This window comes from Gillisia sp. JM1 (assembly GCF_000424645.1).
Lineage (GTDB): Bacteria > Bacteroidota > Bacteroidia > Flavobacteriales > Flavobacteriaceae > Gillisia.
Genome location: NZ_KE384218.1, coordinates 856,850 through 881,887, shown reverse-complemented (window position 1 = coordinate 881,887; position 25,038 = coordinate 856,850). Strand labels below are relative to the sequence as shown.

At 34.7% G+C, this 25,038-nt stretch carries 23 protein-coding genes; 6 read left to right on the top strand and 17 right to left on the bottom strand.

What is annotated here, in order from left to right; genetic code table 11:
* Positions 1 to 4 precede the first annotated feature (4 nt).
* From H033_RS0107305 to H033_RS0107280, 6 genes are all read left to right on the top strand, one after another.
* Positions 5 to 637 (top strand): conjugal transfer protein, encoded by a 633-nt coding sequence (locus H033_RS0107305; RefSeq protein ID WP_231367572.1) that lies wholly within the window; start codon positions 5 to 7, stop codon positions 635 to 637.
* A gap of 2 nt (positions 638 to 639) precedes the next feature.
* A complete protein-coding gene (locus tag H033_RS0107300; RefSeq protein ID WP_026837713.1) occupies positions 640 to 1,482 on the top strand; it encodes a hypothetical protein in 843 nt (280 codons plus the stop codon).
* Positions 1,483 to 1,493: 11 nt separating this feature from the next.
* On the top strand, positions 1,494 to 2,108 hold the full coding sequence (locus tag H033_RS0107295; protein WP_026837712.1) for a conjugal transfer protein TraK: 615 nt from the start codon (positions 1,494 to 1,496) through the stop codon (positions 2,106 to 2,108).
* Between the two features lie 145 nt (positions 2,109 to 2,253).
* Positions 2,254 to 3,183, top strand: coding sequence for a conjugative transposon protein TraM (traM, locus tag H033_RS0107290; protein WP_026837711.1), 930 nt, complete (start codon positions 2,254 to 2,256; stop codon positions 3,181 to 3,183).
* A gap of 30 nt (positions 3,184 to 3,213) precedes the next feature.
* Positions 3,214 to 4,071 (top strand): DUF4138 domain-containing protein, encoded by an 858-nt coding sequence (locus H033_RS0107285; RefSeq protein ID WP_026837710.1) that lies wholly within the window; start codon positions 3,214 to 3,216, stop codon positions 4,069 to 4,071.
* 7 nt (positions 4,072 to 4,078) lie between these two features.
* Positions 4,079 to 4,441, top strand: a complete 363-nt coding sequence (locus H033_RS0107280; protein ID WP_026837709.1) for a hypothetical protein — start codon at positions 4,079 to 4,081, stop codon at positions 4,439 to 4,441.
* A 485-nt stretch (positions 4,442 to 4,926) separates the two neighbouring features.
* Here H033_RS0107280 and H033_RS0107270 read toward each other — a convergent pair whose 3' ends face one another.
* The 17 genes from H033_RS0107270 to H033_RS0107170 all read right to left on the bottom strand — a co-directional run bounded on the left by H033_RS0107270 (position 4,927) and on the right by H033_RS0107170 (position 25,000).
* The gene (locus H033_RS0107270) at positions 4,927 to 6,270 is read right to left on the bottom strand and encodes a Fic family protein (RefSeq protein WP_034886166.1); all 1,344 of its coding nucleotides are present in this window, start codon (positions 6,268 to 6,270) and stop codon (positions 4,927 to 4,929) included.
* 306 nt (positions 6,271 to 6,576) lie between these two features.
* Positions 6,577 to 9,564, bottom strand: a complete 2,988-nt coding sequence (locus tag H033_RS0107265; protein ID WP_034886165.1) for a UvrB domain 3-containing protein — start codon at positions 9,562 to 9,564, stop codon at positions 6,577 to 6,579.
* 2 nt (positions 9,565 to 9,566) lie between these two features.
* On the bottom strand, positions 9,567 to 10,553 hold the full coding sequence (locus H033_RS0107260) for a hypothetical protein (protein ID WP_026837706.1): 987 nt from the start codon (positions 10,551 to 10,553) through the stop codon (positions 9,567 to 9,569).
* Positions 10,554 to 10,555: 2 nt separating this feature from the next.
* On the bottom strand, positions 10,556 to 10,882 hold the full coding sequence (locus tag H033_RS0107255; RefSeq protein ID WP_026837705.1) for a hypothetical protein: 327 nt from the start codon (positions 10,880 to 10,882) through the stop codon (positions 10,556 to 10,558).
* A 3-nt stretch (positions 10,883 to 10,885) separates the two neighbouring features.
* Positions 10,886 to 12,229: a restriction endonuclease subunit S gene (locus tag H033_RS0107250; RefSeq protein ID WP_026837704.1), complete on the bottom strand. Its 1,344-nt coding sequence runs from the start codon at positions 12,227 to 12,229 to the stop codon at positions 10,886 to 10,888.
* Complete coding sequence (locus H033_RS0107245; RefSeq protein WP_026837703.1) at positions 12,229 to 14,031, bottom strand: class I SAM-dependent DNA methyltransferase; 1,803 nt, start codon at positions 14,029 to 14,031, stop codon at positions 12,229 to 12,231. The genes H033_RS0107250 and H033_RS0107245 overlap by 1 nt, the downstream gene beginning before the upstream one ends.
* A gap of 332 nt (positions 14,032 to 14,363) precedes the next feature.
* Positions 14,364 to 15,566 (bottom strand): hypothetical protein, encoded by a 1,203-nt coding sequence (locus H033_RS0107240; protein ID WP_026837702.1) that lies wholly within the window; start codon positions 15,564 to 15,566, stop codon positions 14,364 to 14,366.
* On the bottom strand, positions 15,556 to 16,593 hold the full coding sequence (locus H033_RS0107235; RefSeq protein WP_026837701.1) for a nucleoid-associated protein: 1,038 nt from the start codon (positions 16,591 to 16,593) through the stop codon (positions 15,556 to 15,558). The genes H033_RS0107240 and H033_RS0107235 overlap by 11 nt, the downstream gene beginning before the upstream one ends.
* Positions 16,594 to 16,756: 163 nt before the next feature.
* Positions 16,757 to 18,337, bottom strand: a complete 1,581-nt coding sequence (locus tag H033_RS0107230) for a type IV secretory system conjugative DNA transfer family protein (RefSeq protein ID WP_026837700.1) — start codon at positions 18,335 to 18,337, stop codon at positions 16,757 to 16,759.
* Positions 18,338 to 18,346: 9 nt separating this feature from the next.
* Positions 18,347 to 19,378 carry a MobB family relaxase gene (mobB, locus tag H033_RS0107225; protein ID WP_026837699.1) on the bottom strand — a complete coding sequence of 344 codons (1,032 nt, stop codon included), beginning with the start codon at positions 19,376 to 19,378 and terminating at the stop codon, positions 18,347 to 18,349.
* Positions 19,379 to 19,389: 11 nt separating this feature from the next.
* Positions 19,390 to 19,770: a BfmA/BtgA family mobilization protein gene (locus H033_RS0107220; protein ID WP_026837698.1), complete on the bottom strand. Its 381-nt coding sequence runs from the start codon at positions 19,768 to 19,770 to the stop codon at positions 19,390 to 19,392.
* A 441-nt stretch (positions 19,771 to 20,211) separates the two neighbouring features.
* Positions 20,212 to 20,409 carry a hypothetical protein gene (locus tag H033_RS0107215; RefSeq protein WP_026837697.1) on the bottom strand — a complete coding sequence of 66 codons (198 nt, stop codon included), beginning with the start codon at positions 20,407 to 20,409 and terminating at the stop codon, positions 20,212 to 20,214.
* Between the two features lie 11 nt (positions 20,410 to 20,420).
* Positions 20,421 to 20,801 carry a DUF6876 family protein gene (locus H033_RS0107210; RefSeq protein ID WP_026837696.1) on the bottom strand — a complete coding sequence of 127 codons (381 nt, stop codon included), beginning with the start codon at positions 20,799 to 20,801 and terminating at the stop codon, positions 20,421 to 20,423.
* A gap of 75 nt (positions 20,802 to 20,876) precedes the next feature.
* A complete protein-coding gene (locus H033_RS0107205) occupies positions 20,877 to 21,221 on the bottom strand; it encodes a single-stranded DNA-binding protein (protein ID WP_026837695.1) in 345 nt (114 codons plus the stop codon).
* Between the two features lie 1,488 nt (positions 21,222 to 22,709).
* On the bottom strand, positions 22,710 to 23,285 hold the full coding sequence (locus H033_RS0107180) for a PepSY domain-containing protein (protein ID WP_026837693.1): 576 nt from the start codon (positions 23,283 to 23,285) through the stop codon (positions 22,710 to 22,712).
* A 382-nt stretch (positions 23,286 to 23,667) separates the two neighbouring features.
* Positions 23,668 to 24,300, bottom strand: coding sequence for a hypothetical protein (locus H033_RS0107175; RefSeq protein WP_026837692.1), 633 nt, complete (start codon positions 24,298 to 24,300; stop codon positions 23,668 to 23,670).
* Between the two features lie 10 nt (positions 24,301 to 24,310).
* A complete protein-coding gene (locus H033_RS0107170) occupies positions 24,311 to 25,000 on the bottom strand; it encodes a HupE/UreJ family protein (protein WP_026837691.1) in 690 nt (229 codons plus the stop codon).
* Between the last annotated feature and the right edge of the window lie 38 nt (positions 25,001 to 25,038).

Here is a 25,038-nt window from a genome sequence, read left to right as displayed (position 1 = left end):
CACTATGAAATTTTCAAAGAAAATTCACGAACACTTAAGCAATAGACAAGCTGTGAGTAAAACAAAAATTAAAACATTAATAGCGGTAATGGCCATCGCCTTATTATTGCCTGCATGCGTTAAGGCCCAAGGAATGCCCACTTATGACAACACCAACTTTATCAGCTTGGTAAAACAACTGATTGAATCAGGTAAGCAGACGGCAAACATTATCAAGACCGTACAGTTCTTAAAGACACAACAAGAAAACATTGAAAAGGTCAACGATGTAGTTAGACAATTAAAAGCTGTCCGAGAAGTTGGACGAAACAACCAACGTCTTATTGATGTGATGCAGGATGATTTAAGAGACATCCTTAACAGCCCATACATCAAACCTGATGAAGTCGCAAGGGTATCGGAATCATTCACTGCTATCGTAGAAAACTCTCTAGACGCAATGGATTTTATCGATGAGATTCTCTCTAGCGATTACCTCAAAATGAGCGATGCCGAACGTGCGGAAATTCTAAAGGAAAAAGAATTGGAATCGAAGGAAATGGTTTCCAATATCAAAACTAAAACCAGAAGATACAAGGATATTATTTCCTTCAGAAAGATGCAGGATAAAATCAATAACCGCGAAACCGAATATTAGAGATGACCGCAATAATCATTTTAGGAATAGGACTGGAATATATCGATACCGTTTTCCAGACCATACAGAATAGCAGTTTCTCGCAATATACTATTGCTGGAATGAAAACGCTTGCTGTTCTATTTTTTCTTATAAATATCCTAAAAAAATACAATGAAGGAATTGCGGATAAAGACGGTTACACCTGGGGACTGAGTCCTGGCGAATTGGCCAAAAATTTTGCAGTAGTACTATTGGTCATTTTTTCAACACAAGTACTAGGGTTCTTTGATAGTATTCTAGTTTCTATAGAGAGTCAATATCGCGGAACAGCACCTGCGCTATTACCATTGCAGATGCAGGATATTCCCATAGAGGAGGATATCAACTTTATTGAAGCTGCACAAGCTGCCATGGCGTTACTCTATGAGGCTCTAATAACACCGCTATATGGATTCAAAATTTTCGCTTTTATTATAAGCCTCTTCCTTTGGATCTTAGATTTGTTTATTTACCCGCTATTTCTTGCAGAACGTTACTTTCTACTGGGATTAATGCAGGCCTTTTTCCCATTGGTCATTAGCTTAGCGGTATTTGAAAAATTCCGCTCCCTTGCTTACTCATTTTTCAAATTATACGCTGCGGTTTATATGCTAGTGCCTGCCTTCTTTTTGGTCAATATATTTATTAATGCAATCTACACCGAGCTTAATACAAGTTTTTGGTCAAATCTTTTCGGAACAGATGTAGGTCAAGGCTTTTTTGCTCCTGTGGTACAGCTTGGTTCTGTTGGTTTTATAGTTTTTCTAAAATTTAAATTATATAGCCGTGCCACATCATTCACGCTCAGATTGTTTACAAGCTAATCTAAAACAACATGAAAACACCGTACAAGAATATATATAGCGTTCTAAAGTTAAACCGATTTATCGTTTTAGCAGTTGTGGTTTGTGCATTGCTAACCAGTACCTTTTCGGTTTGGATAGCTTATACTACTCATAAAAATGCGCTTAATAGTGCCTTTGCCATCAATACGGATGGCAGCATCATACCAGTAAAGCTCGTTACCCAAAAAGAGAATTTCAAAGTCGAAGCTTTGGCACATTTAGAACTGTTTCACAACTACTTCTATAATATCGATGCTAGTAACTATGAACGTAATTTAAAAAAAGCACTTTGGCTAGGTAATAGTTCTGTGGACAACCTGTATCGGCAGAAAAAAGCTGATGGTGTTTACAATCGATTATTGCAATATTCCTTGGTTCAAAAAGTACTTAGTGTCGATTCAAAAATCATTGAAAATAAAGGCTCTCACAGTTTTACTACAACAACCATTTTTGAAATCAATAGAGGGTCGATAATCGACATCTATGAATTGATTTCTACGGGAAATCTGATTATTGTTGATCGAAACTTTCCCAATAATCCGCACGGTTTGTTGATTACAGACTACTTCGAAAACACTTTAAGAAAACTGAACAATGAAAATTGAGCCGACCCGCCTGACCATATTCGGGCAGGCAAACGGCATTTAAAAAATCACTCTTATGAAATGAGCCATAAAAATTTGGGATATTAACCGGAATGTTGATTGGCGAATTACATCTGAAAAACGATAAATAAATAAACTGCAACAGATGAAAATAGAAAAGAACAAAATTGTATTTGCAGCGATAGTTGCTGTGATTTTAATATTTATAATTTCCTATTCCCTGATGGTAATTGGCGATGATGAAAGTGAAAACGATAACCTTGAGCAGACCTTGGTACCCGATTTAGAAGAAAATCAGAAAGAATACGATTCTAAACTGGATGCCATCAATGATTTGAAGGAAGTTCGCGAAACAAACGCTCCTAGTATCTATGATGAAAAGTTGATTGATTCCATGGGCTTTTATGATCCAGATCTACCCGAACGTGAAAAAGAACGTATCGTAGATAGTATTTATAATTCAGGTAGGATCCAATATACCGAAAAGCGGTATCAAAACATCCAAGAAAAGAGAGCTCCCCGAAAAGATAAGCAGCAAATGGATTCAGCTGAAATAAAAAGAGAAGAAAAAATTCAAGCCAAAGAACTGGGTCTAGAACATCAATTGTTTTTTGCTTCTTCGCCAAAGCCGAACGAGATTTCAATAATCAGTAATACAGACGAAACTATTTATGTGGTGGTCGATGGCGATCAGATTGTAAAAGCGAATACCAGACTAAGAATGCGCCTTACCAAAGCTGCAACAATCAATAACAGAAAGATGCCTAAGAATACCCTAGTATTTGGATTTATCAGCTTTCAGCCTAATCGTGCTTTAATTGACATTGAGAATATCAATCATCATCCCACAATTCTAAAAGCATTCGATTTGCAGGATGGTAGTGAAGGCATCTATGTGGAAAACAACTTTCGCGCTGAGGCAACTAGTGAAGTATTGGACGATATAATTGGCGATATCAACATCCCGAGTGTTCCGCAAGTAAGCGGAATTACCAAGATACTTAAACGTAACAATCGGAACGTTCAGATAACCGTGCTGAACAACTACAAACTTATTCTAAAACCAAAATTATGAGCCCATAATGGGTCTTTAAAATTCACTCTTATGAAAAGATATATAATAACTTCAATTTTTTTAGCCACTTGTATTTTTGCAACTCATCTTTGCTCAGCACAAGGTACAGCGCAAACATCTAACATTCTGGATACTATTTACGCCAATGATACCAAAAATGTTGCTCTCTTTTTTCCTGAACCCATTCGACAAGGAATAACAGGTTCAGAGAATTTTGTGTTTACTTACAACCGTGAAAAAGAACAGTATTTTGGGCTGCTTCAGGCAAAGCCTGGAGAAGAAAGTAATCTTCTGATTGTCAATAGAGATGGTTCCATTTTTTCGTATATTGTAAGGTATAAAGAGAAGCTTGTAAGGCTCAATTATTTCATTCCAACGTCCAATAGTATTGGGAATGAGAAGCCCAAGGGAAAAGATTCGATTCAGACTGAAACTTCTGAAAAAAGTGTTGATAAAAGGAAGTATTATTATGAAAAATTCAGTACTTATCTTCTTGACAGAAAACAGAGTATTGGCCGGATCAAAAAGCGGAATGAAGGTATTATTTTAAGTGTTGAAAATATTGTCTTTGATAGAGAAGAGCTCTACTTCGTTATCCAGATTCAGAATAATTCTACTTTGGATTACGATTTGAATTTCTTGAAACTCTCTATTGAAACAAGACAAAAAGGAAAAAGGATATCGCTGCAACGTCTATATCAAGAACCGATTTTCAAAAAGAATTTGCCTTCTAAAATCGCAGAAAATGAAACGGTACGATTCGTTTATGTGTTGCCCAAGTTTTCATTATCTAATGATCGTAAGACAGTTTTGGAATTGAACGAAAAAGATGGCGAACGTAATATTGAACTAAAAATATCACATAGATATATTAATAATCCAAATTAGTACAGTTATGAGAGCATTAATCACTTCCGTATTAGCATTGTTTATTTTCTCTTGCGCAGAAAAACAAAATCTAACCCATACCGAGACAACTGAAATAGTTCTCGAAAGTTTCTACGCAAAGGATAATTCCACCTTAAATAAGTACACAACTTCCGACGGTTATAGTGGATTAATAATGATTCAGGATATGATACCCGATCAAGACAAAGATGCCAATGTAAAAATCTTGGACGAAACCATTGATGGCGATTTGGCTTGGGTCAAATATACCACGGCTTATGACAGTAAGCCTGGTGTTTTTAAGCTGGTCAAAGATAATGGTCAATGGATGGTCACAAGTAAAGGACCTAGAGAAAGAGGACCTTTTTAAAATAATTTCATGATACGGGCTAAATAAAAATATCAGTATTTTAAGGGTATTGAAAAGCCATACTTATGGAAATTAAATTCATCATTGCTTTTCTACTTTGATCTAACCTTTTTAAATTTCTTAATTATTCTCTAAATAGTATCAACAGCATATTCTAACCAATCTTTAATGGAATTATAAACATCTGGTTGAACATCAATTTAGAAAATAGGGGTGTCTCTATATTTCTACTCACTCCTCCTTAGGAAGATGCTAGTTGATTACCTAGGTATGGTTGCGAAGATGGAGGAACTAGCCCCTTCAGCCCCATATAAACAATTAAATTACCATAATGTTGTAGGGAATGAAAAACTGAAAAATCAAGAATATTTCATGCTGATTGATGCCTTCCCATAAATTTGACAAACGTTTCTTTCGCTGGTTAGTCATATTTTTCCTAACCACACCCGTCAACAGTCTAAGGTTTGAAGTGTGGGGATTTAATTTCATTCTTGTCTTGCTTTTTTTCCTTCCTGGGTTAGTCTATACTTTTGTTTGCTGCTTCTAGGTTTGTCTGGTATTGTTAATTCTATAAATCCCTCATCTAGGGCAGGTATTAAATAATTAATTCTAAAATTTTTTCTATCCAAAAGCCTTAAAGAGGCTTGTAATTCGGTTCTACTAACTTCGCCGTTAATAAGGTTTATAAGTTCCTGTACTTGGGGGGTGACTTGGGGGGTGACTTGGGGGGTGACTTGCGGGCTGTCCGAATAAACCGCTACTGCAGAAGGCAGCACCATCCTTAGAAAATTATCCGAAAAATTAAAACATGATTTATCATAATATTCCATTATTCTGGGTATTCCAGAACCTAATTGTTCCACCAGGTCCAAATCTTTATACACACGCATTAATTCTTTATTCCTTGGGATAGAATACCCTTCAAAAAATTCACTTTTACTTAGTCCCTCTGGTAAAGAACCTGCGGATGTAATTTCTAATCGATCCCTGAAAATTTCAAATTTCGGTGCGATTTCACGAGTGTAATCATTATGTACAAAAGCATTTATAACCGCCTCTCGTAGTGCAATAGCATTCCAAAGACGATGTTCTTTTCTTTCTTTAGCTGTGATTTGAGTAATCGTACGGTTTTCTAAATTCATTTTATCCAATACACTCTTGGATGCCTTCACCAAAGAGCAGTAGCCGTATTCATTACTTTCCACTAAATCTACACGCGTTTTACCTTTATACTTAGCTACTTTTACAGAAATGTTATTTTCATCGGCCAACAAATAAGCCGCGTAGTTTAAATCACCGTTTGTGGTGGTAAGCTCTAAATTTTTCCTGAACTGCTTATTGAGCGGCTTTTGTCTTTCTTGATAATAAATTTGCAACTGCTCAAATCCTAAGTCTTGGCGATGCGCCTTTATTATTCCAATAGAATTACGGGTACGAGAAGCAAAAAGCTCATCAATCATTTTTTGCGACATTGGTTCTGCAGCAGAACCCAAACGAATAAAACAACCTTTTTCACTCATCCCATATTTTTTAAGATGATACGGTTTTTCTGGGCCACTTGCGACTATGACTTTTAGAATGTCCATTCCATCCCTAACTTCACTAACAATATCAAATAGACCCATTGCAGAGGGACGAATGTTATTTTTTAATTTATCTTTTATTTTTAATTGGTCTCCATCAGAATCTGCCAATCCATAAGTGTTTCCTTTTATATCGATGCCAATATATAGAATGCCACCTTCACGATAGTTCAAAAAAGCAATAACCTCTTTTTCAAGTCCTTCGGAAAGTTCCCTTTTGTATTCTATGCGGTTTGTCTCGGTCATTATTTAAATAAATTGGCAATAAAGATAATGATATTAAATTGTGTAAATTGATTTAACTACCGTATAACAGGACACCAAGCATTTTAAAAATTAGGAAAAACAAGATGGCGAATGGCAGGACTGTTAGAAATTCTAAAGAAAAAGTGCCATTTTAAACATTTTTGCACGGCACTAAACTGTAGAATTTTGGGATTCAGACTATGGGTATTCTACCATTTCATTATTTAAAATAGTTTTCTTTTGGTATCATTTTACTGTTTGCTCCAAAGACCGAACATACAGATAGGAAGATTTAATGTGAATTTATCATGTTTGATCTGTATCGTTAATTCTAGAATAAACTTTATTGAGCATTAACTCCTTTACCAAATTTCCGAAAGATTTATTCTCAATTATTTTGTCAAATATGTCCTGATTCTGGTCCATACGTTCAATCAGTTTATTTAGGAACATATCCTCAAAAGCATATTTAAACGTATCTATTTTATTGGCTTTCGCTTGTGCCTGCAACTTTTCGTCTTGCACTAATTCTGCTTCTATTTGCTCAAAAAATAGTCGGTCAGCTTCTTCAAATTCAGTTCCAAATCGGTCATTTAGAACATTGATTATTTCCGAAAGCAATGCCTTTTCTTCTTTTGCTCTTTTAATTCCTGCTTCGGTTAATCCGTCCAATTCTCCATCTTCTCCTTTTACTAAATCAATTGAGCCTTCCTTAACTTTCTGCAAGCGATAATACTCCATTGCAATTTCATCTGAAAGTTGCAAACTCTCGGCTAATTCCTTTTTCGGTAATTTGGTCTGCAATAATTTAGAATACGCATAGAATTTTTCAAATTCAGGCTCTTTAAATGGCATAATTTGAGCAAGAAAAGAATACAGATTTGTCCAAGTTCTCAAACTCTTTTTAAACTCATCTTTTTCAGGTTCTGTTTCTATTGCTTTATACCTATCAATTGCTGGGTCGATAAATGAATATAAACGAGATTGGTCTTTTATATCTAGTTTTCCTGTCGGTTTAAAATAAACATTTGCAAAGGCGTTAACTTCTGATTCTTGAATGATTTGTTTTTCGTCAATCTTTAATTTCAAATCAAAAAGGTGATTGATTTCAGGCTCTTCTGCAACCAATGTCTTTTCATAATATGGTTGAAAGGATTCAAAAATCGTTTGTCGGTCGTTTGCAAAATCCAATACGAAAGTATCTTCTTTTCCTGCTGTCATTCTGTTTAAACGTGACAAAGTTTGAACAGCTTTTACTCCAGAAAGTTTTTTATCTACATACATAGTATGCAAAAGAGGTTGGTCAAATCCTGTTTGGTATTTATCTGCAACAATTAGAATTCTGTAGCCTTCTTCATTAAATGCCTTTGGAAGTTCTTTTTCGCCATAACCTGTTAATTGCGGTTCTGAAACACCATCAGGATAATTATCATCTATTACTTTTCCTGAAAATGCAACCAAAACTTTGAGTTCGTTGGTGTATTCGTTTTCATTTATGTATTTATTAAACTCTTCAAAATACCTTTTGGCTAGTTTTCTTGAAGATGTTACAAACATTGCTTTTGCTCGTCCACCAATTTTTGTTGCGACTACTTGACGGAAATGTTCGATAACAATTTCTGTTTTTTGAGCTAAATTATGTGGATGAAAATTAACAAATGCACCAATTGCTCTTGATGCTTTTTTCTTATTTAAATCTGGGTCATCCTCAATTGCTTTTGAAAGCTTAAAGAATAATTCGTAATTGGTATAGTTCTGTAAAACATCTAAAATAAATCCTTCTTCTATTGCTTGACGCATTGAATATAAATGATAAGGTTCAGGTTTACCATCACTTCCCGTTTTTCCGAAAATAGCGAGTGTTTTAAATTTAGGTGTTGCTGTAAATGCAAAAAATGAAATATTATTTTGTTTGCCTCTTGCAGAAGCAGATTTCTCTACTTGTTCACTAATAAAATCTTCGGCAGAATATTCGTTGTCTTCCTCATCTTCAGTTTCAGGTGCTCCTAAAACTTCTTTCATTTTTTTATGAGCTTCGCCTCCTTGTGAACTATGTGCTTCATCAATTACTACTGCAAATTTTCGTCCTGAAAATTCTTCCACTTTTTCTATTACGAATGGGAATTTTTGCAAAGTTGTAATAATTATATGCAAGCCAGAATTTAAAGCATCTGCTAATTGAGAACTGTCTTTATCTATTTTCTGTACAACACCAGTTTTGTGTTCAAATTGGTAAATGGTGTTTTGTAATTGTTGGTCTAAAACTCTTCTGTCTGTAACTACTATTACGCTATCAAAAATTCGTTCGTCTTGTGCATTATGTAAACTTGACAAACGATAGGATAACCAAGCAATGGAATTACTTTTTCCTGAACCTGCCGAATGTTGAACTAAATAATTTTTACCTGCTCCATTTACTTTTACATCTTTTATAATATCTCTAACTACATCCAATTGATGGTATCGAGGGAAAATCATTTTTTCTTTCTTAAATGTTTTTCCTTCAATTTCAATTTCTTCTGTTTGAAGATGAACAAAACGGTGAACAATATCTAGCCAACTATCTTTGGCTAATATTTTTTTCCATAAATAGTCAGTTTTGTAACCATCTTTATTTGGTGGATTTCCTTTTCCTCTGTTATATCCTTTATTGAATGGAAGCCAAAAAGTTTTTGTGCCATCTAATTTTGTGGCCATAAAAACCTCTTCATCATCTACCGCAAAATGCACTAATGCTCTTTTTTTGAAAGCAAAAAGTAATTCTCTATTATCTCTTGAGCTTGCATATTGCTTTTTAGCATTGTCCGTATTTTGACCTGTAAAATGATTTTTTAATTCTATAGTTGCTAATGGTATTCCATTTAAAGACAAAACAATATCAACTGAATTTTTATTCTTATGTGTGTAATACACTTGACGAATTACTTTCAATTGATTTTTATCGTATAACTCTTTTGTTTCAGGATTTAAACTTGTTTCAGGTTTAAAAAATGCTAATTTGAAACGTACGCCATAATCTGTAAATCCATTACGAACTACATCTAAAGCACCCCTTAAATCCATTTCTTTGTAGATGCGTTGAATAATACGGTTATCTACTTGCTCTCCGTGAATTGATGCGATTTTCTTCCAATTTTTGGGTTGCGTTTCTTGTAGAAAGTTTAAAACTTCATATTTAAACATTCCCAGTTCAGGACTGTAATCTGCTGAATTACCTTGTGTGTAACCTCCATTTGCGATTAAAGAATCAACTATGGCAGTTTCAAATGTGTTTTCTGTTGTAATTTTTGCCATAATTATTCAGTTTCTTGTTCTAGTTGTTCGCCTTCTATAAATCTAGCATAAGCAATATCTCTAAAAATAAGTTTCAACCTTGATTTTTGCCTTTTGGTTAATTCAGCTTTTAAAATTCTTTTTGCTGTGTCTTCATCTAAAGGATAACAATCTTCTACAAACTTTGTATTTATCCCGTAAATATCTGAATCAATTTCTATCAACTTTTCTGGTAGTTCTTCTCCAACAATTGTTGCTGTATCTGGGTCGATAAAATTTACATTGGGATTGTTGTCAATACTAACATCTTTACCTAAAAAGGTTTTGTTTCCTTTTATTGAAGGCCAATAGACACCTAAAAATTCAGTTGTTCCTGGTGGATGTATTTTTGCTATTTGTATTGCACCATCTATAGTTGAATATTCCTTTTCCCTAATCATTTTTAATAAAACCTTAAAAGGTTCCATATCAAAATTATTTGAAAAACGCTTGCCATTACTCTTTTGCTCTTCTTCTAGCAGTTCTTCTGCTTTTTCAATTTCATCTCCAATAAATCCAAAAAACATTGTAGATTCATCTATTTCATTATGAATAAAGGCAGAAGTGTCTGTTATATATTTTATTTCCCAAAGTTTAAATTTACTTTCTTTCCAAGAATAACCACCAAACAAGAATTTAAAATCTTCAATTTCTTCACTTTGTGTACCACCATAATCTATTGAGTTGTATAAGGTGGTAAATAGATTGCTTAAGTAATCTAAAACTTCATTTATGTCAGTATGTGAGTCAGATAAATGCTCGTCAAATTTTATAGATGAAATTAAATTAAGAATTAAAGGATAGGTGCGACTTGTAGCACCTGCAAAACTGATTAAACAATCTTTTCTAGGCAATTCAAACAGCTTAACTCCGCTGTTCCATCTTTCGCCACCTGAAAGGCAACTATCTGTTGCGAAGATTAATTCTTCGGTATTATTTACTTTTCTTATCCAAGAGACGCAGAGTGTCATAATTATATGTGCTTGATAATAAATTCCTTATTATTTAATTCTACCGAAAGTTCTTCTATTGTTTCATCCCAACTAAACATATGATATGCACTCCAAACAGGCTGATAATATCCTTCTGTTTTGAAAGCGTCAGAATGTAGAACAAAAGATAGGTTTTCAATGAACTCTTTGCTTTCTGTTTCTAAAGTATGCTGATATGAATGGTTTGGGTTTTTAAAGAAGAATTCACATTTAAGAGTATTACTATTTCTAGTACTATATTGTTTTAATTGTAAAAAAGATTGGACTGCAAAGAATGATTCCGAAATCTGTTGATGTGTATAACTCATATCTTAATTCACTTTTAATTTACCTGTTACTACTTCGCTTATTAATGCTGTTTTGTATTCTTTAAGTAGGGCAATTAGCTTTTTTGTTTTTGCAGATTTGGAATCAACTTCTAAAAGATATCTATCTAAGTATTTAGCTATTTCTTTTTGCTCCTCAATTAACGGTAGAGCAACAGGCAATTTTTTTAAAAGTTCTTGACTTAATGACGCACGAGTAACCAAATTCATCTCTTTCACAAAAAATCTTCTATGGATTTGTGCACTGAAATAATATTTAGAAAACCCATCATACAAAACTTCATCAAAGGGTCTAAATCGTATTAAAAAACCTGCAAACACAGCGTCTTTAATTGTTTGAATACAGGTTGAAGCTATTCCAATTTCTTCAACTGTTTCAGAGGTTCGTGTAAAAAGAACATCCCCTTTTATTATAGAATAACTAATTTTATCGGTATCAGATGAATTGACTAAGCCATCAACAAAATCAGGAAGTGTAAGGTTCTTGTACACATCACTATAACTTACAAAAGGAAACCCAAATCCAAATTGGTCACCACTTTTACTAATCCCATTTGAGCAGACACCTAAATATCTTAATTTCTTAATACTCCAATGCTCAGGTATTTGCCCAATATATTCAACACCACTATCTTTTAAAGTAACATCAGGATTAATACCTTTAGTAACTATTTCATTGATTACAACTTCTTTTTCTTTTTTATAGAATTTCAGTAAGTTCTCTTTTTGATAAACCAATTCGTCAATTTCACTTAATTTTTCATCAAGGAAATTGGCTATTTCTAATTGTTCTTTTTTTGGTGGATATCTTAAAGGAATACTCTTTATTTTATCAATTTTAAGATTTAATCGAGTGAAACCATTAGCTTCTATTTGCACTAAACTTCTGTAAGGTTTACTCAATAAAAGATAATTTATAAAAACTGAATTAAAATTATCATTTGTAAAATGAAAGCCTTTACAGAAACTATTTAAATATGTATTTTCTAAATCATCTAACAATACTGTAGATTTTCCTACATCATCAAAGTTTTCTGAACTCATCATAAAAAACAAATCACCTTTACTTACTTCATTTTGTTTTTCAGTATCTTCAATCACGACATATTGAAGTTTTTCAATATCAATTACTGTATTATTAGCAATGTTAACAAATGGTATGAAGGGCTTATTTTTTTCGTTTATATCTTGGTTAAAATCTTTTCCAGATTTACCTGACAATCCTCCGTATAAATCACCAATGTATTTTAACCGAATAGATTTCCAATGCTCTGGGATATCTCCAACCCATTCAACACCACTATTTTTGTATGTTTCATACTTCTCCATTAATCAAGTACTTTTTTTTCTAATTCCAGCGAACTTGTTTCTAAAGCAAAAATCTCAGCCTTAATATCGTCTAGTGATCGTAAAGGCTTAAATTCATAGAAATATTTGGTAAAGTTTATTTCGTAGCCAATTTTAGTTTTACTATCATCAACCCAAGCTTCTGCTAAATGTGGACTTACTTCACGTTTAAAATATTCTTCAATGGTTTCTGGTACTAATTTTTTATCTGCATCCAATTTTAGGAAAGGTATGTTTTCGTAATCTCTTAATTTAGAATCTGGTTTTGGTTCTTTTTTGCTATTGGTTTCAATTTTTCCTTTTTCATCTTTTATAGGTTGTTCAATCGTAGCTCGCCAATACCCAAAATAATCGTTAGGGTAAATTTTAGAAAATTCATTTTCTTCAAAATCTCCGTATAATTTGGTAATAAAACCAATACCTTTTTCTTCTCCGTTTTCTATGATTTTCTTTCGTTTATTACCTAAACTCTTGGTCATCCTTTCATAAAAACGATTGACCTCTAATTTCCCTTCTACAATTAATTCATCATCTTTTGTGCCTGTGGCATTAATCAGTTGAATTTTTCCTTTTCGTTGTTTTTCTTTCTTGTTATTTACAATCCACACATACGTTGAAATTCCAGTGTTATAAAATAATTGGTCTGGCATTGCAATAATTGCTTCTAACCAATCATTCTCTATAATCCATTGTCTAATGTTACTTTCGCCACTTCCAGCACTTCCCGAAAATAAAGGCGAGCCGTTAAATACAACTGCTATTCTTGTTCCGTCCGATTTCATTTTTGAAATCATATGTTGTAAGAATAGAAATGAACCATCATTAATTCTTGGTAATCCAGCACCAAAACGCCCTGAATGTCCTTTGTTTTCGTGTTCCGCTTTTATGATTTTTTGAGCTTTTTTCCAATCTACTCCAAACGGTGGATTTGAAAGCATATAATCGAATTTTTCATCTTCCAATCCATCAACCGTAAAAGTGTTTCCAAATTTTATATTAGAAACCGTTTGACCTTTAATCAACATATCCGATTTGCAAATAGCGTAGGATTCAGGATTTATTTCTTGACCGAAAACTTCTAGTTTAGCTTTTTTATTAAAGCTTCTTAAGTGTTGTTCGCCAATAGAAAGCATTCCACCAGTTCCACAAGCTGGGTCATATAGCGTTTTTACAATTCCTTCTTTTGTTAAAGTTTCACTGTCAGAAATGAACAAGAGATTTACCATTAGTTTAATGACTTCTCTTGGTGTAAAGTGTTCTCCCGCTGTTTCGTTGGATTGTTCTGCGAATCTTCTAATCAATTCCTCAAAGGTGTAACCCATATCCATACTATCCATATCAGACAGGTCGATTTCAGAGAACTTTTTCACCACTTGAAAAAGAATGTCCGCTTTTGGGTCGTCCATTCGTTCAATTTGGTCATCAAAATTGAAGTATTCTATAATCTCTCTGGCACTCGAAGAGAATCCATTTATATAGTTACGGAGGTTCGCAGCAATTTTGTCTGGTTCGGCTACCAGTTTTGCGAAATCGTATTGACTTCTATTATGGAAATTATGACCTGCAATTTTATTAAGGATTAAATCTTTTGTCTTGTCAGGTTTATCGGCAACTTTTGGCAATAAAGCCAAAACTTCTGCTTTTGTTGGTTGTAGCACACAATCTAGTCTTCTTAAAACTGTGAGTGGTAATATTACTTTTCCATAGTCAGATTGTTTGTAATCACCTCTTAATAAGTCTGCTACTTCCCAAATGAGATTGGCTTTTTCTTTAAAGTCTATCATTTATTGATCTAGAATTTTGTTTTGCGCTTACAATATATTTAGGTTTAAGCAGAAAACCACGGTTTAAGTAATTAAAACATAAAAAACCTATTAAATGAAATTCTGATTTTTAGATTGTATTGAAGGCTAAATTAATTTCTTTTTATTCTCAGTGTTGGTAGCAAATCCATTACAAATGACTCTGTTTAAATCTGCAAAGGCCCAAGCAGTATGAAATTTCTTTTGAAAAAGAATTGTAGAGGATTGTCGAAGCGATCAACTCAAAATTCTGACGTATAAAAATTCAAAGCAAAGGAAATGGGGCGTGGTGTTTGGGTTTGGGTTTGGGAAGGTTAAATTTTTTCTGGCACCCATGTAATCCAAGATGATAAATCTATACACCCCATATTGTGAGCTGCATACAATGCAAACAATACCAATAGAAAGGTAAGTACTCCATATAGGACACCAATTACAACACGTAATAGGATAATTTTGGTTTCTATCTTGTCAAAATCTGTTTTAAAATCTGCATAAATTTTACCATAGGCATTCTTTATTGCTTTCTTTTCTGATTGAACATCTTTTCTTAAGCATCTTACATTGTATGCCGTCATACTTAAAATCAAATATGCAACAGTGGTATAAAGTAGGTATGCAACCAATATTAAAAGTAATACACCAGGTTTATCTTGAACTTTATAACTTGCAAATACACTGGCAGCAAATGTGAGCGGAAAAGCCACAACTTGTTTTTCGATGGATGAAATACTTCTGTCTATACTTTCAAAATATGATTCTCTTTCTTGTTTGAAATCTGACTTTATCTTATCTATAGCAAAATTTGAAACATACGCTTCGTAGTCTTTGGTAGTAAGATCAATTATTGAATCCAACTGATTGACAATTACATTGAATCTATTCTTTTCATCTGTGCTGTGTACACTGGTTACGATGATTTCTTTAAAGAATTGGATAAACTCCTTTTTCTCGAACTCTTTTTTTAATCGTTCCGATTTTCCTGCAATATTAATAGTGTAGAAATATGAATATTCTGGAAGTGAATAACCAACGTGAAATACCCCATATTCTTTGCTAACAATGGTAAAGGTTTTTGAAGTTTCGTTTTTAAATTGTGAAAGTTCTTTTGTTTCTATAAATAATTTGCGAAGCGATTTATAGGTAAGAAAATTAACAACGAATTTGTAAGTGTCTGTCGCTGTTACTACTTTAATATTTGTTTTACCTAATGGACTTAGAAAAACTATAGACTTATCTTGGTACTTTTCAAAATCCAGTCTGCATCTATTGATGAAATCATTTTCGTCATAATAATACAGAATTTCGAGCCATTTACTATCCGTTAATAAAAATGAAATCTTATTGCCTGGTAATTCTTCTGGATTATTGAAAGCAGATTTAATTTGTTCAATTAATGAAGGGTGTTTGGAAGCATCTACAATGCATTCAATTCCATTAAATTGACTGATCCCATCAAAATTTATTTTGTTGAGTTCATCAATAAATTCTTCAATTATATCGTTTTTATTGCTCATCTAAAGCGGTTGCATTGTTATATCGCCTTGTTAAAAGTGCTGCAAGTTCAGGTGACCTTATAATAATTTGATCTTCTTGCACGTCCACATCGTTTTCATTGATTTTATCAAAATCTACATTTAGAATTATTCCTGGTACTGAAACTTTTATTGTTATCAAATTTTTCCATTTCCCGCCAACCCTAAATTCTGGATCTAACACAATATCGTTGGCATCAGCAAAGTCTTTGATTGCAGTTTTAGCATCAGAACCAAAAAAATGCTCACTCATATTGTAAATATTCACACGTCTGCGGTTATTAGTTCTTGCGTACTCGTAAACAGCACGTTGAAAATCGCTTCTAGAAATTTCATTTCCCTCTTCATCATTCGGTAGGTCAATTGTTTTGATAATTTTCATAAGTCTGTCAGTATTGACAGTGTTTTTAATCATACCCGCTGCTAATACCCATTCTTTAAAATATTCAGATACTTCACCATCAGACTGCGTTGTTATGATTGCCAAGTATTTGCGGTCGTCACCAATGGCATTAAAAATATCATAATTTAATCTTGCTGCCATTGCAATTTTATCAATATTTATGTTTTCTGCTCCATCGAGTTTATATTCACTACCTTCTTTAATAATATTAATACCCGATTTTTTTCTCAACAACACAACAGCTACGTAGCGACTATCATTGATGGTGTAGTCAGAAAAAAGATAATAACCACCTTTTGCCAATGATTGTTTCTCAACCTTTGTTTTTAATAGATCTAATGATTTACTAAATAAAACAAATTTATCATCTGTGGCATCTTCCAAATAATCATTGAGCCGTATTGTAAAAGAGTTGGTTTCATCTTCTTTGAATGCGGCGTTCTTAATACTTGAATTTGCACTTATTGAATTATGAAGTTCATCAGTTAATTTAGTAGCGAAATCATCAATGGTCAACATCTCGCTTGAGTAGTCAATATCTGCATCAGTAGTTCTTTCTTGTTTATCGAGATAATGAACAATAATTCTGTGTATAGTTAATGGCATAAAGTCAACAATTAAATTTAGCCTCTAAAATTAGCGGAAATTAATAGAATTTGTTGCCATTAGTTTTACTTTCTCTTAACTACATTATATTCTTATTCTTTAATTGAAAAGTTAAAAATTCCAACTCAATAATGTAAGAAATGTATAAGACTTTTTTAAGTGATTAGCGGAATATCGACCTAGCCTCCTCATAAATTCTTTCAAAATTAGATTCCAAATCTTTCTTGGAAAACTGCAATGATTCTTCGGGAAACTGCCGCTTAATCTTCTGTAATTTGAACTGTACCTTCTTATCCTTGCCATCCGCATAAGTAATAAACTCTCCCTGCTTTAAACGAAAGAAAACATCGGCCCTAATTTTTGGAATTTCCTTCTCTCCTGTTGTTACGCGGGTATCAAAATCTAGATTATAACCTCGACTTACACTTTTGGTTGGATCTTTAACGATCTCAAAGAATCGTTCGTAATATTTCGCGGTGTCCGGATCGTTGACCTTTCCGAAAAACTGATAAGAAAGATTGCTTAATATTGCCTTGCTTGCTTTATCCCCGTACATCATATCATTCTGAATTTTGTCTTGCATCACATAAATCGTTGCGATGTCATAGCTCCGCAACGTTGCAGGAATACGGTGCATATTCAGTAAACGTATAGTAGGTGCCTCTTCCATCAGCAGGAAAGATGTTTTGCAATCCCGAACACTCATTTGTTTGATAATTGTATGGATAATCATAGCGATAACAGGCGAATAAGAAGTATCAAATTTTGGGTTGTTCACAATGGAAATGATTGCTGGATTATCGACGCTGTTGATATTCAGTGGCACTTCATCTGCGGACAACGCCATAAATATTCGTTGTGTGCTAATTCGCTTTAAAGCATTAGCCAAGGTGCTTTTTACTCCAGCTGTTTGTCTTTCAGAATCCTTGCCACTAATAAATGCGTCTGCCATTGCCCTGGATGTGGTATTGGTTTCCAAAAATTGGATAAGGCTATCTGTATCGAGATATTGGTATATAGCAATCAAATGGGGAAGCGTACAAAATTGGGGATATGTAGTTTTCAATTTCCAAATCAATCCACCTATTAATCCTTCAGCAGCGTCATTGAAAAATTTGGTCGTTCCACTTGTTCCAGATTCTCGCTGTTCCAATAGGTTTTCAATTAAAACCCTTGACACCTCATTTACGCTTTCCTCATTCTCTAAATAGCGTGGAGCTATAGGATTTACCCTATGGATGATTTTATCAAAGGAAATGACCTTAAACGGAATGTCGCTATCCTTGAAAAGAGGATATGCCATTTCTGTGAGTTCAAAATCTTTGTAGTCGTGAATGATCCCGCAAAATTTATACTTTAGAAAATGCTTTAGAAAACCGAAAACTACGCTTTCAGTCTTTCCGCTTCCAGCAGAACCAATAACCGATGCACCACGTTTGATGTTTTCTAGTTTAAAATTTCCTTTGCTGGTGGGAAAGTTAACCCGATATTTTATGTCCCCTTTTTTGGGCCTATCAGTTTTATGCAAAAATACATACATCGTTACATTAATTAATGTCAGAGGGCAGACCAAATAAAGTGCTAATAATAACAATGATATTTCTTCATTTAAATAAAACACAAGAACACCAAGCATTATAAAATTGACAAGGAAGGCATATCTGCTTACCCGATACATTCCATAGAAAACAGTACTGGCAAAACCAATAATTAGAAATACTGTTAAGAGATTGTCCAACTGCATAATTTTAAATTAGATTCCGATAGAACTTGATTTGATGGCCACTTCCACACCACGTCGAAGCCCTTTGAATATTTTCATTGCCAACTGAGCATGTGTAACAGGAATACTGGGCATTATTGGAATGCCAGCTTTGCCCATTATTTTAAACGCCAATGCTTTTTCATTGGTGGGGAGTTTCATCAGGGAAGTAAAATAGATCTTTGGGTTTTTGATAAAATCTTTCCGAGCCTTATAGGTTTCTGCAAAGTTTCTTTGGTAATCAAAAGTCTTATCGAAAGTCTTCTCAGCTTTCTCAAAAAATCCATCCCGATCAAAACCACGCTTTACCGTCTTTCCATTTAATTCAACATCCGAAGCTTTGTATTTACTTCCTGGGGAGAGGCTGAATTTATTAGAAGCATCTTTTCGACTCATAATAATATGGATATGACTTTGGCTGCCCACCTTTTGCATTCCCTGTACGATACGTTTTCCATTCTGTTGATAGGGTGCTGTCATTTCCAATTTTGTGATTTCCCGTTCCATCGTTTTGATATCTCCTGAAAGTTCACCACGCTCCACCCTTCTGATATCGGTTTTCAACTGAAGTATTTTTGTGGCAAAAGGTTGATTTTCCTGTACCTGTTTATCCGTTCCCTTAAAAGAACGTTGATGCTCAATTTTCGCGTAATACTTTATGTCATCAATATTCACTGGTCGCCCCTTGATTTCTCGATTAAAACAAGCCACATAATCTTTCATCAGCTCACGGGTATATTTTTTCAGATCTTCGCTGTGGTTCTGCAACCGGTTCAATTCATATTTTGAAGGGCTGATGGTTATGGAATAAAACCTTGGTTCGGTCTTTTCCAATTTTGCGGTATTGCCATCGATTTCCCTGACCACTTCTTCAGCCGAAATCTCATCGTCGTATTGGTTGAAAAAATGTTCCATTTCCTCTAGATCCATGCCTTCGTTTTCTTTCTCCAGATAGCCTACAAAATCAGCCGAACTTTTGGAAAAATTTCCTCCCATTTTTTGAGGTGTGATTGTGATATACATAGCTCAAAATTTTACAGTTCGTTGTTTGGATTCTGTTTTTCAGCAAAGCGAACTTCACTCTTTTCTTCTATAAATTTCTTTTCCAAAATGAGTGGTTTCTTTTTGGGTTCTTCGGTCTGAAAAAGTGATTCCATCATCGCCACAGTCGGTTTGGTTTGGGTCTTTTCCATATCGCGCATAATGGCGATAACCGCATTAATTCGTTTCTTTAAATTGGCTTCAATTGTTCTTCCGGTCGGTCCCAATCTTTCCCTTGGGGAGATTTCGTTGTAGAAGAAAAAATCGAGCATTGTGTCCATTGTCTCGGTGTGCGATTTGCAATGTGTTTTGGAAAATTCCTGAAAACGTTTCGCTGTTGTCCGCTTAAACCTGATTGTGATGAAGGAGTCCATTTTCTTTCGCTTATTTGTGAATTTGACGTAAATCCATCCCTGTTTACAGGCTGTTTCAGGGCATTTGACGCAAATCGAAGAAACCTATATAATTCATTAATTTTCAATCTATTGAAAATCAAAGGATTACGCGATAAAAGGAATATGTAACGTGGCTCTGCCCGTTACCCTCTTGCTATTCCTTTTCGTCACGCCATAGCGTGACAAAAATTTCATACAATCTGGCTAAACGCTAATTGCCTTTTTCGGAATTTAAAAATTCCTATATGTAAAATAAAGATGGATACAGCTACCAGCGAAAGTCAAAAATAGGATAGCTATATAATTTTAAGTGCTGAATTTCAGCGAAATAAAGATAAGGGTTTTTATTGATTATGAAACCTGTTAAACAAAAAAAGGACCTTTGAAGTTCAAAGGTCCTTAAATAATAATCTGTCGATTTTATGGATTGAAAACATAGGTGTAATAATACAGATTTCTTAATGCTTCTTCCTCTATCATCGTTTCAAAACAAGTATAATTTTCTCTTACGTATTTGCGAATACTATCGCCAAATTTTCGTTCCACATCTTTTTTAGAATTTTCTAAAAGTCTGTTCTGAGCTTCTTCATTCAGGTCTGTAAAATTTAGATATACCATAGCTTTAGATTTTAGTATTCACTAGGTAACATTAGTGTATCATTTACAAAAAATAACCGCAATTCATCGAGTGGAAAATCGGTTGCCCTATACTCTTGTTTTTCTAAAATAGTATCATTCCCATCGGTGTAAATAATTTCAGCTTCATAACCTTTAGACTCTTGTATTTCCTGCGACAATCTTTTAAAATCTATGGTAATGAATTCGCTTCGATCCATCAGGCTTTTTGCAACAACGGAAGTGTCTGTTATGAGCCAAAAACAATCCGCAACGTTAGCCAGATATTTAAGTCCATCCGTAAAACGGGTTCTCAATAATGGAATTGAATAGAACATTTCCGTTCCGTGAAAATGTTGCAATCCTTCTTTGATTTCGTTAACTTGTGCTTTCATTTTGTTTTTTGTTAAGGAGTTGATAAAAAAAGAGGGCGCTACTTCTCATGGGAACGCCCTCTTAAATTTTAGTGATTAGCTATCGCTTTTACTTCCAAGTAAAAGGATCTCGTTGGCTTCTATTTCGGTAACGTATCTTTTTATGCCATCGTTATCCTCATAGCTCCGAGATTTAAGTTTACCTGTAACTCCTACCTCTTTACCCTTACCTACATATTTTTCGATAATTTCAGCAGTCTTTCCCCAAGCTACAACCGTATGCCAATCTGTAATTTGTGTTTTTTCGCCTTTGGCATTTTTATACAACTCGTTCGTGGCGAGTGAAAAACGGGCTACTTTCTTACCGCTTTCAAGGTTTGTAATGCTTGGCTCTTGTCCAACATTTCCGATTAACTGTACGTGATTTTTTAAAGTACTCATAATAAAATATTTAAAGATTAATTAAAATCTATCTGAACTATTCAGACAGTTTGCGTTTATATTTTTTTGAAGTGATTTACTTATTATATCTGGAGCGTTTTCCTTTTTTGTTTTTTTTGGTGCCGCTTTCTTTTTGATGTTTTTGTAAGATTTCATAAGATTCATTTTAGATTTACTTTCCATAGCGCCCTCGCTGTTACCTTTTTTTGTTGCTGATACAGTTGAAATATTTGGAATTGATAAGGACTTATAAAAAGAGAAGCAAAGCGAAACGGTTTATGCAGTCCGTTCAACTTCTAAATGTTGGTATTTTGCTGTCAAAAAAAGGGTATAACAACGAGGGTGCGGATGTAGGTCTAAAAGCTTATGTAAAGTATGAAAACATAGGAAGCGGTACCAAATGATAAAATGGAATTCAAATAAAGCGGACGCTATTCACAATTTAGGATTGGAGTGGAGCGCGCTTCCCAGCCCGAAGTTTCGGGACGGGAAGGGCAAGCGGAATAAAAAGTAGAAATTGGGGATGGTGTCCAAGACCTTATGTAGGGAAGCTCTTTTCCCGGAATATAGCTTTTCGCGAAATGCAGGGGAATGTGCTGACGGGCTTATGAAAATGGATTACTCTTCTAAAGTTGGTTTTAAAGCGGACTAAACTTCAAAGATGTAGATTGAGAATGGAGTGTTCCTGCCGTTTTTCAGGCAGGGTTAACGCAATGGAAATCGGAAGCTTTGAAGTTGTGTCCAAGACCCTTGTAGGGAAGCTCTTTTCCAGGAATGAAGCTTTTTGCGGAATGGAGTGGCAATGTGCTGACCGGGTTTTGAAAATGAATTATTCTTGTTAAGTAGGAACTAAAGCGGACTTGACTTCAAAGGGGTAGATGGGAAAGAAGTTTGACCGCTTCCCGACTTTTCTCGGGAACAAGCGGACAAGTGGAATGGAAATCGGAAGCTTTGGAGTTGTGTCCAAGACTTATGTAATAAAGCGCTTTTTGCGAAATGTAGCTTTTCGCGGAATGCAGGGGAATGTGCTGACAGGGTTTTGAAAATGAATTATTCTTGTTAAGTAGGAACTAAAGCGGACTTGACTTCAAGGATGTAGATGGGAATGGAGTTTGGCCGCTTCCCGACTTTTCTCGGGAATGGGGGGACAAGTGGAATGGACAGCGGAAGCTTTTAAGTTGTGTCCAAGACCTTTGTAGGGAAGCTCTTTTTCCGGAATGTAGCTTTTTGCGAAATGTAGGGCAATGTGCTGAACGGTTGTTGAAAACGAATTATCCTTTTGAAGTTGAATCTAAAGCGGACTTGACTTCAAGGATGTAGATGGGAATGAAGTTTGGCCGCTTCCCGACTTTCTCGGGAACAAGCGGACAAGTGGAATGGAAATCGGAAGATTTGGAGTTGTGTCCAAGACTTATGCCATGTAGCGAATTTCTCGGAATGGAGCATTTTCTGTGGAATGTAGGGGAATGGGCTGTATATCGTTAAAGTTTATCTTCTTGCGGTGTTTTTCATGCGTTTTGGGCCATACCAAAGCCAAAAACCGGTCACTGAGAACAGAAGGAGCGCCACGCCCATAATGCTGGTATAACTTACTTTTATGATCCCGTTTGGAGTATTAAAATAATCGTCCAGAATAGAGCCATCGTGAACCTGCTCTATAAAGTCGGCCCGTCTGATTCCTATCTGCAACAAATCTCCGGTGGTACCATCCAGTTGAATGCTGTTGAGATGCTCTGCAAAGATGAATTTTACGATGCCTTTTTCTTTGCGTACGTCTATGCGGTCCAGTTCTAGGGAAAGCGTTTTTCCTACAGAATCATGAAGCACTTTAAATGCTTTCTGCTCTAAATCTGCCAGAGGCAGCCATTCTACCAAGTTCGAAGAGGTTCCTTTAGTAGTCGCCGGCAACAACACCCCGCCGCTGTGCTTCTTCCATCCCAATAACACCCCAGATACCGAAATAAAAATAAAAAACACGAATAGGAAAATCCCCATGACGCGATGTACTTTTCGTTTATTGCGCAGCAATTTGGCTTGTTTTTTTCGGGGATTTTTTTCTGTCATTTCAATTTATTTATATTTGTCGCACTATTGACTTCATTTGAATAGCATTTGTTGCGAACTACCAATTGAACACACAAGGAATTACAACCAAATTCAAAACGTAGCGGAAAACAAACCACCTAAAATAACCACAACCATTGGGCTTTGTAATTCAAAATTAAGCTCTCTATACTTATATCTTTTAAAACCTGTTTGTTTCAAAACGGAAAGAATACAAAGTAAAATAGTGATTTAGATAAATTATTATAAAATCTTTACTTATAATATATCTAAATTTCAATGTGGAATCTGTTATGATTCTACATAAACATAATTTGTGCCTACTAATGGAAGGCTATTTCAATTGAGCGTAGAAATTGACCTTCCATTGCAGGACTTAATATTATAATGCATACTGACCTTTCAGTCTTAAATTTACTACAACGTCTTCATCACTTGTATTTCTAAAAAACCATCCATGTTTTCCTTCGTAAGGAGCAAAAAAAGTACCTACCATATTGTTGGAGTTGGCAATCGTGTAACTTTCAAAGTAAACTTCCTTTACCTCTTTTTCTTGCTTTACTTCACCGTGAAAATCGAAATAGAGTATCTCCCCATTCGTGGTAGTCCATTCGTATTTCATTTTCCCATGCTTAAGCATGTTTATTTTAAATTCAATTCCTTTTCCTGCCGGCACAATGACTTCGGTTTCATCTTCCCGCGAACTTAATTGTGTAGTTGGAGCAGGATTATCGGCCTCTACAGGTCTTTCTACATTTGGACCTGAACCTGCCTTTTCTAGTTTGATTATTTTAGTAGAAGTATTTGTAGCCATAACGCCTAAACTATTTGTATCGGCTTCTTCGGGAACATAAAGTTTGCTAAACCCCAACAGTTCTCCTGCACCTGTAGGATCCATTCCGAATTCTGCTGGTAATACCGCTACAACTAGTAATAGTGCACCAACAAGAAGTGAAATGAGGGTCGCTTTAATAATTTTACTTTTTTCCAATATTGGATGCTTCATTTCTGACATAATTATTTTTTTAAGATGTAAAGTAGCCTGTTAATTGAAAGCCGAGCAGTAAAAACCCAGCGGCCATAAGTGCTGTATTTGTAATTGTTGAAAATTTCATGAAACTTGGTTGTCTTCTCCATACCGTGATAAGAAGTAATACTACTGCTAAAGCAATAAATTGTCCTATTTCTACACCTATATTGAAACCAATTAAGTTCGTAAAGAGACCTTCTCGGTCGAATTTGAATTCTTGCAATTTACTTGCAAGGCCAAAACCGTGAAATAATCCGAAGATCAAAACTGCTGCTTTGGTGTTGGGCTGTTTTCCGAAGAACTGCTTAAAACCGCCTAAATTATCGAAACCTTTATAAACGATAGATAGCGCTATAATCGCATCGATTAAGTATGCATTAATGTTGATATCGGCTAAAACACCTAAAAGTAAGGTGGTACTGTGACCAATTGTAAAAAAGCTTACATATAAAAGCACTTCTTTCGGTTTGTATAGAAAGAAAATAACACCAACCAAGAATAGAAGGTGATCATAACCTGTAATCATATGTTTAGCTCCTATATATAAAAAGGGTCCAAAGGCAACACCATTGTTCCCCAACAAAAAGGTTTGGGTATTTTCATCGACACCGTGCGCAAATGCGGTAGTGCAAAGTGCGCAAACGACAGTCAATACCAGAAAGGATATTATCTTTTTTAATTTCATAGTAAATTTGATTAAATCCCATTGCAGAATGCATAGCA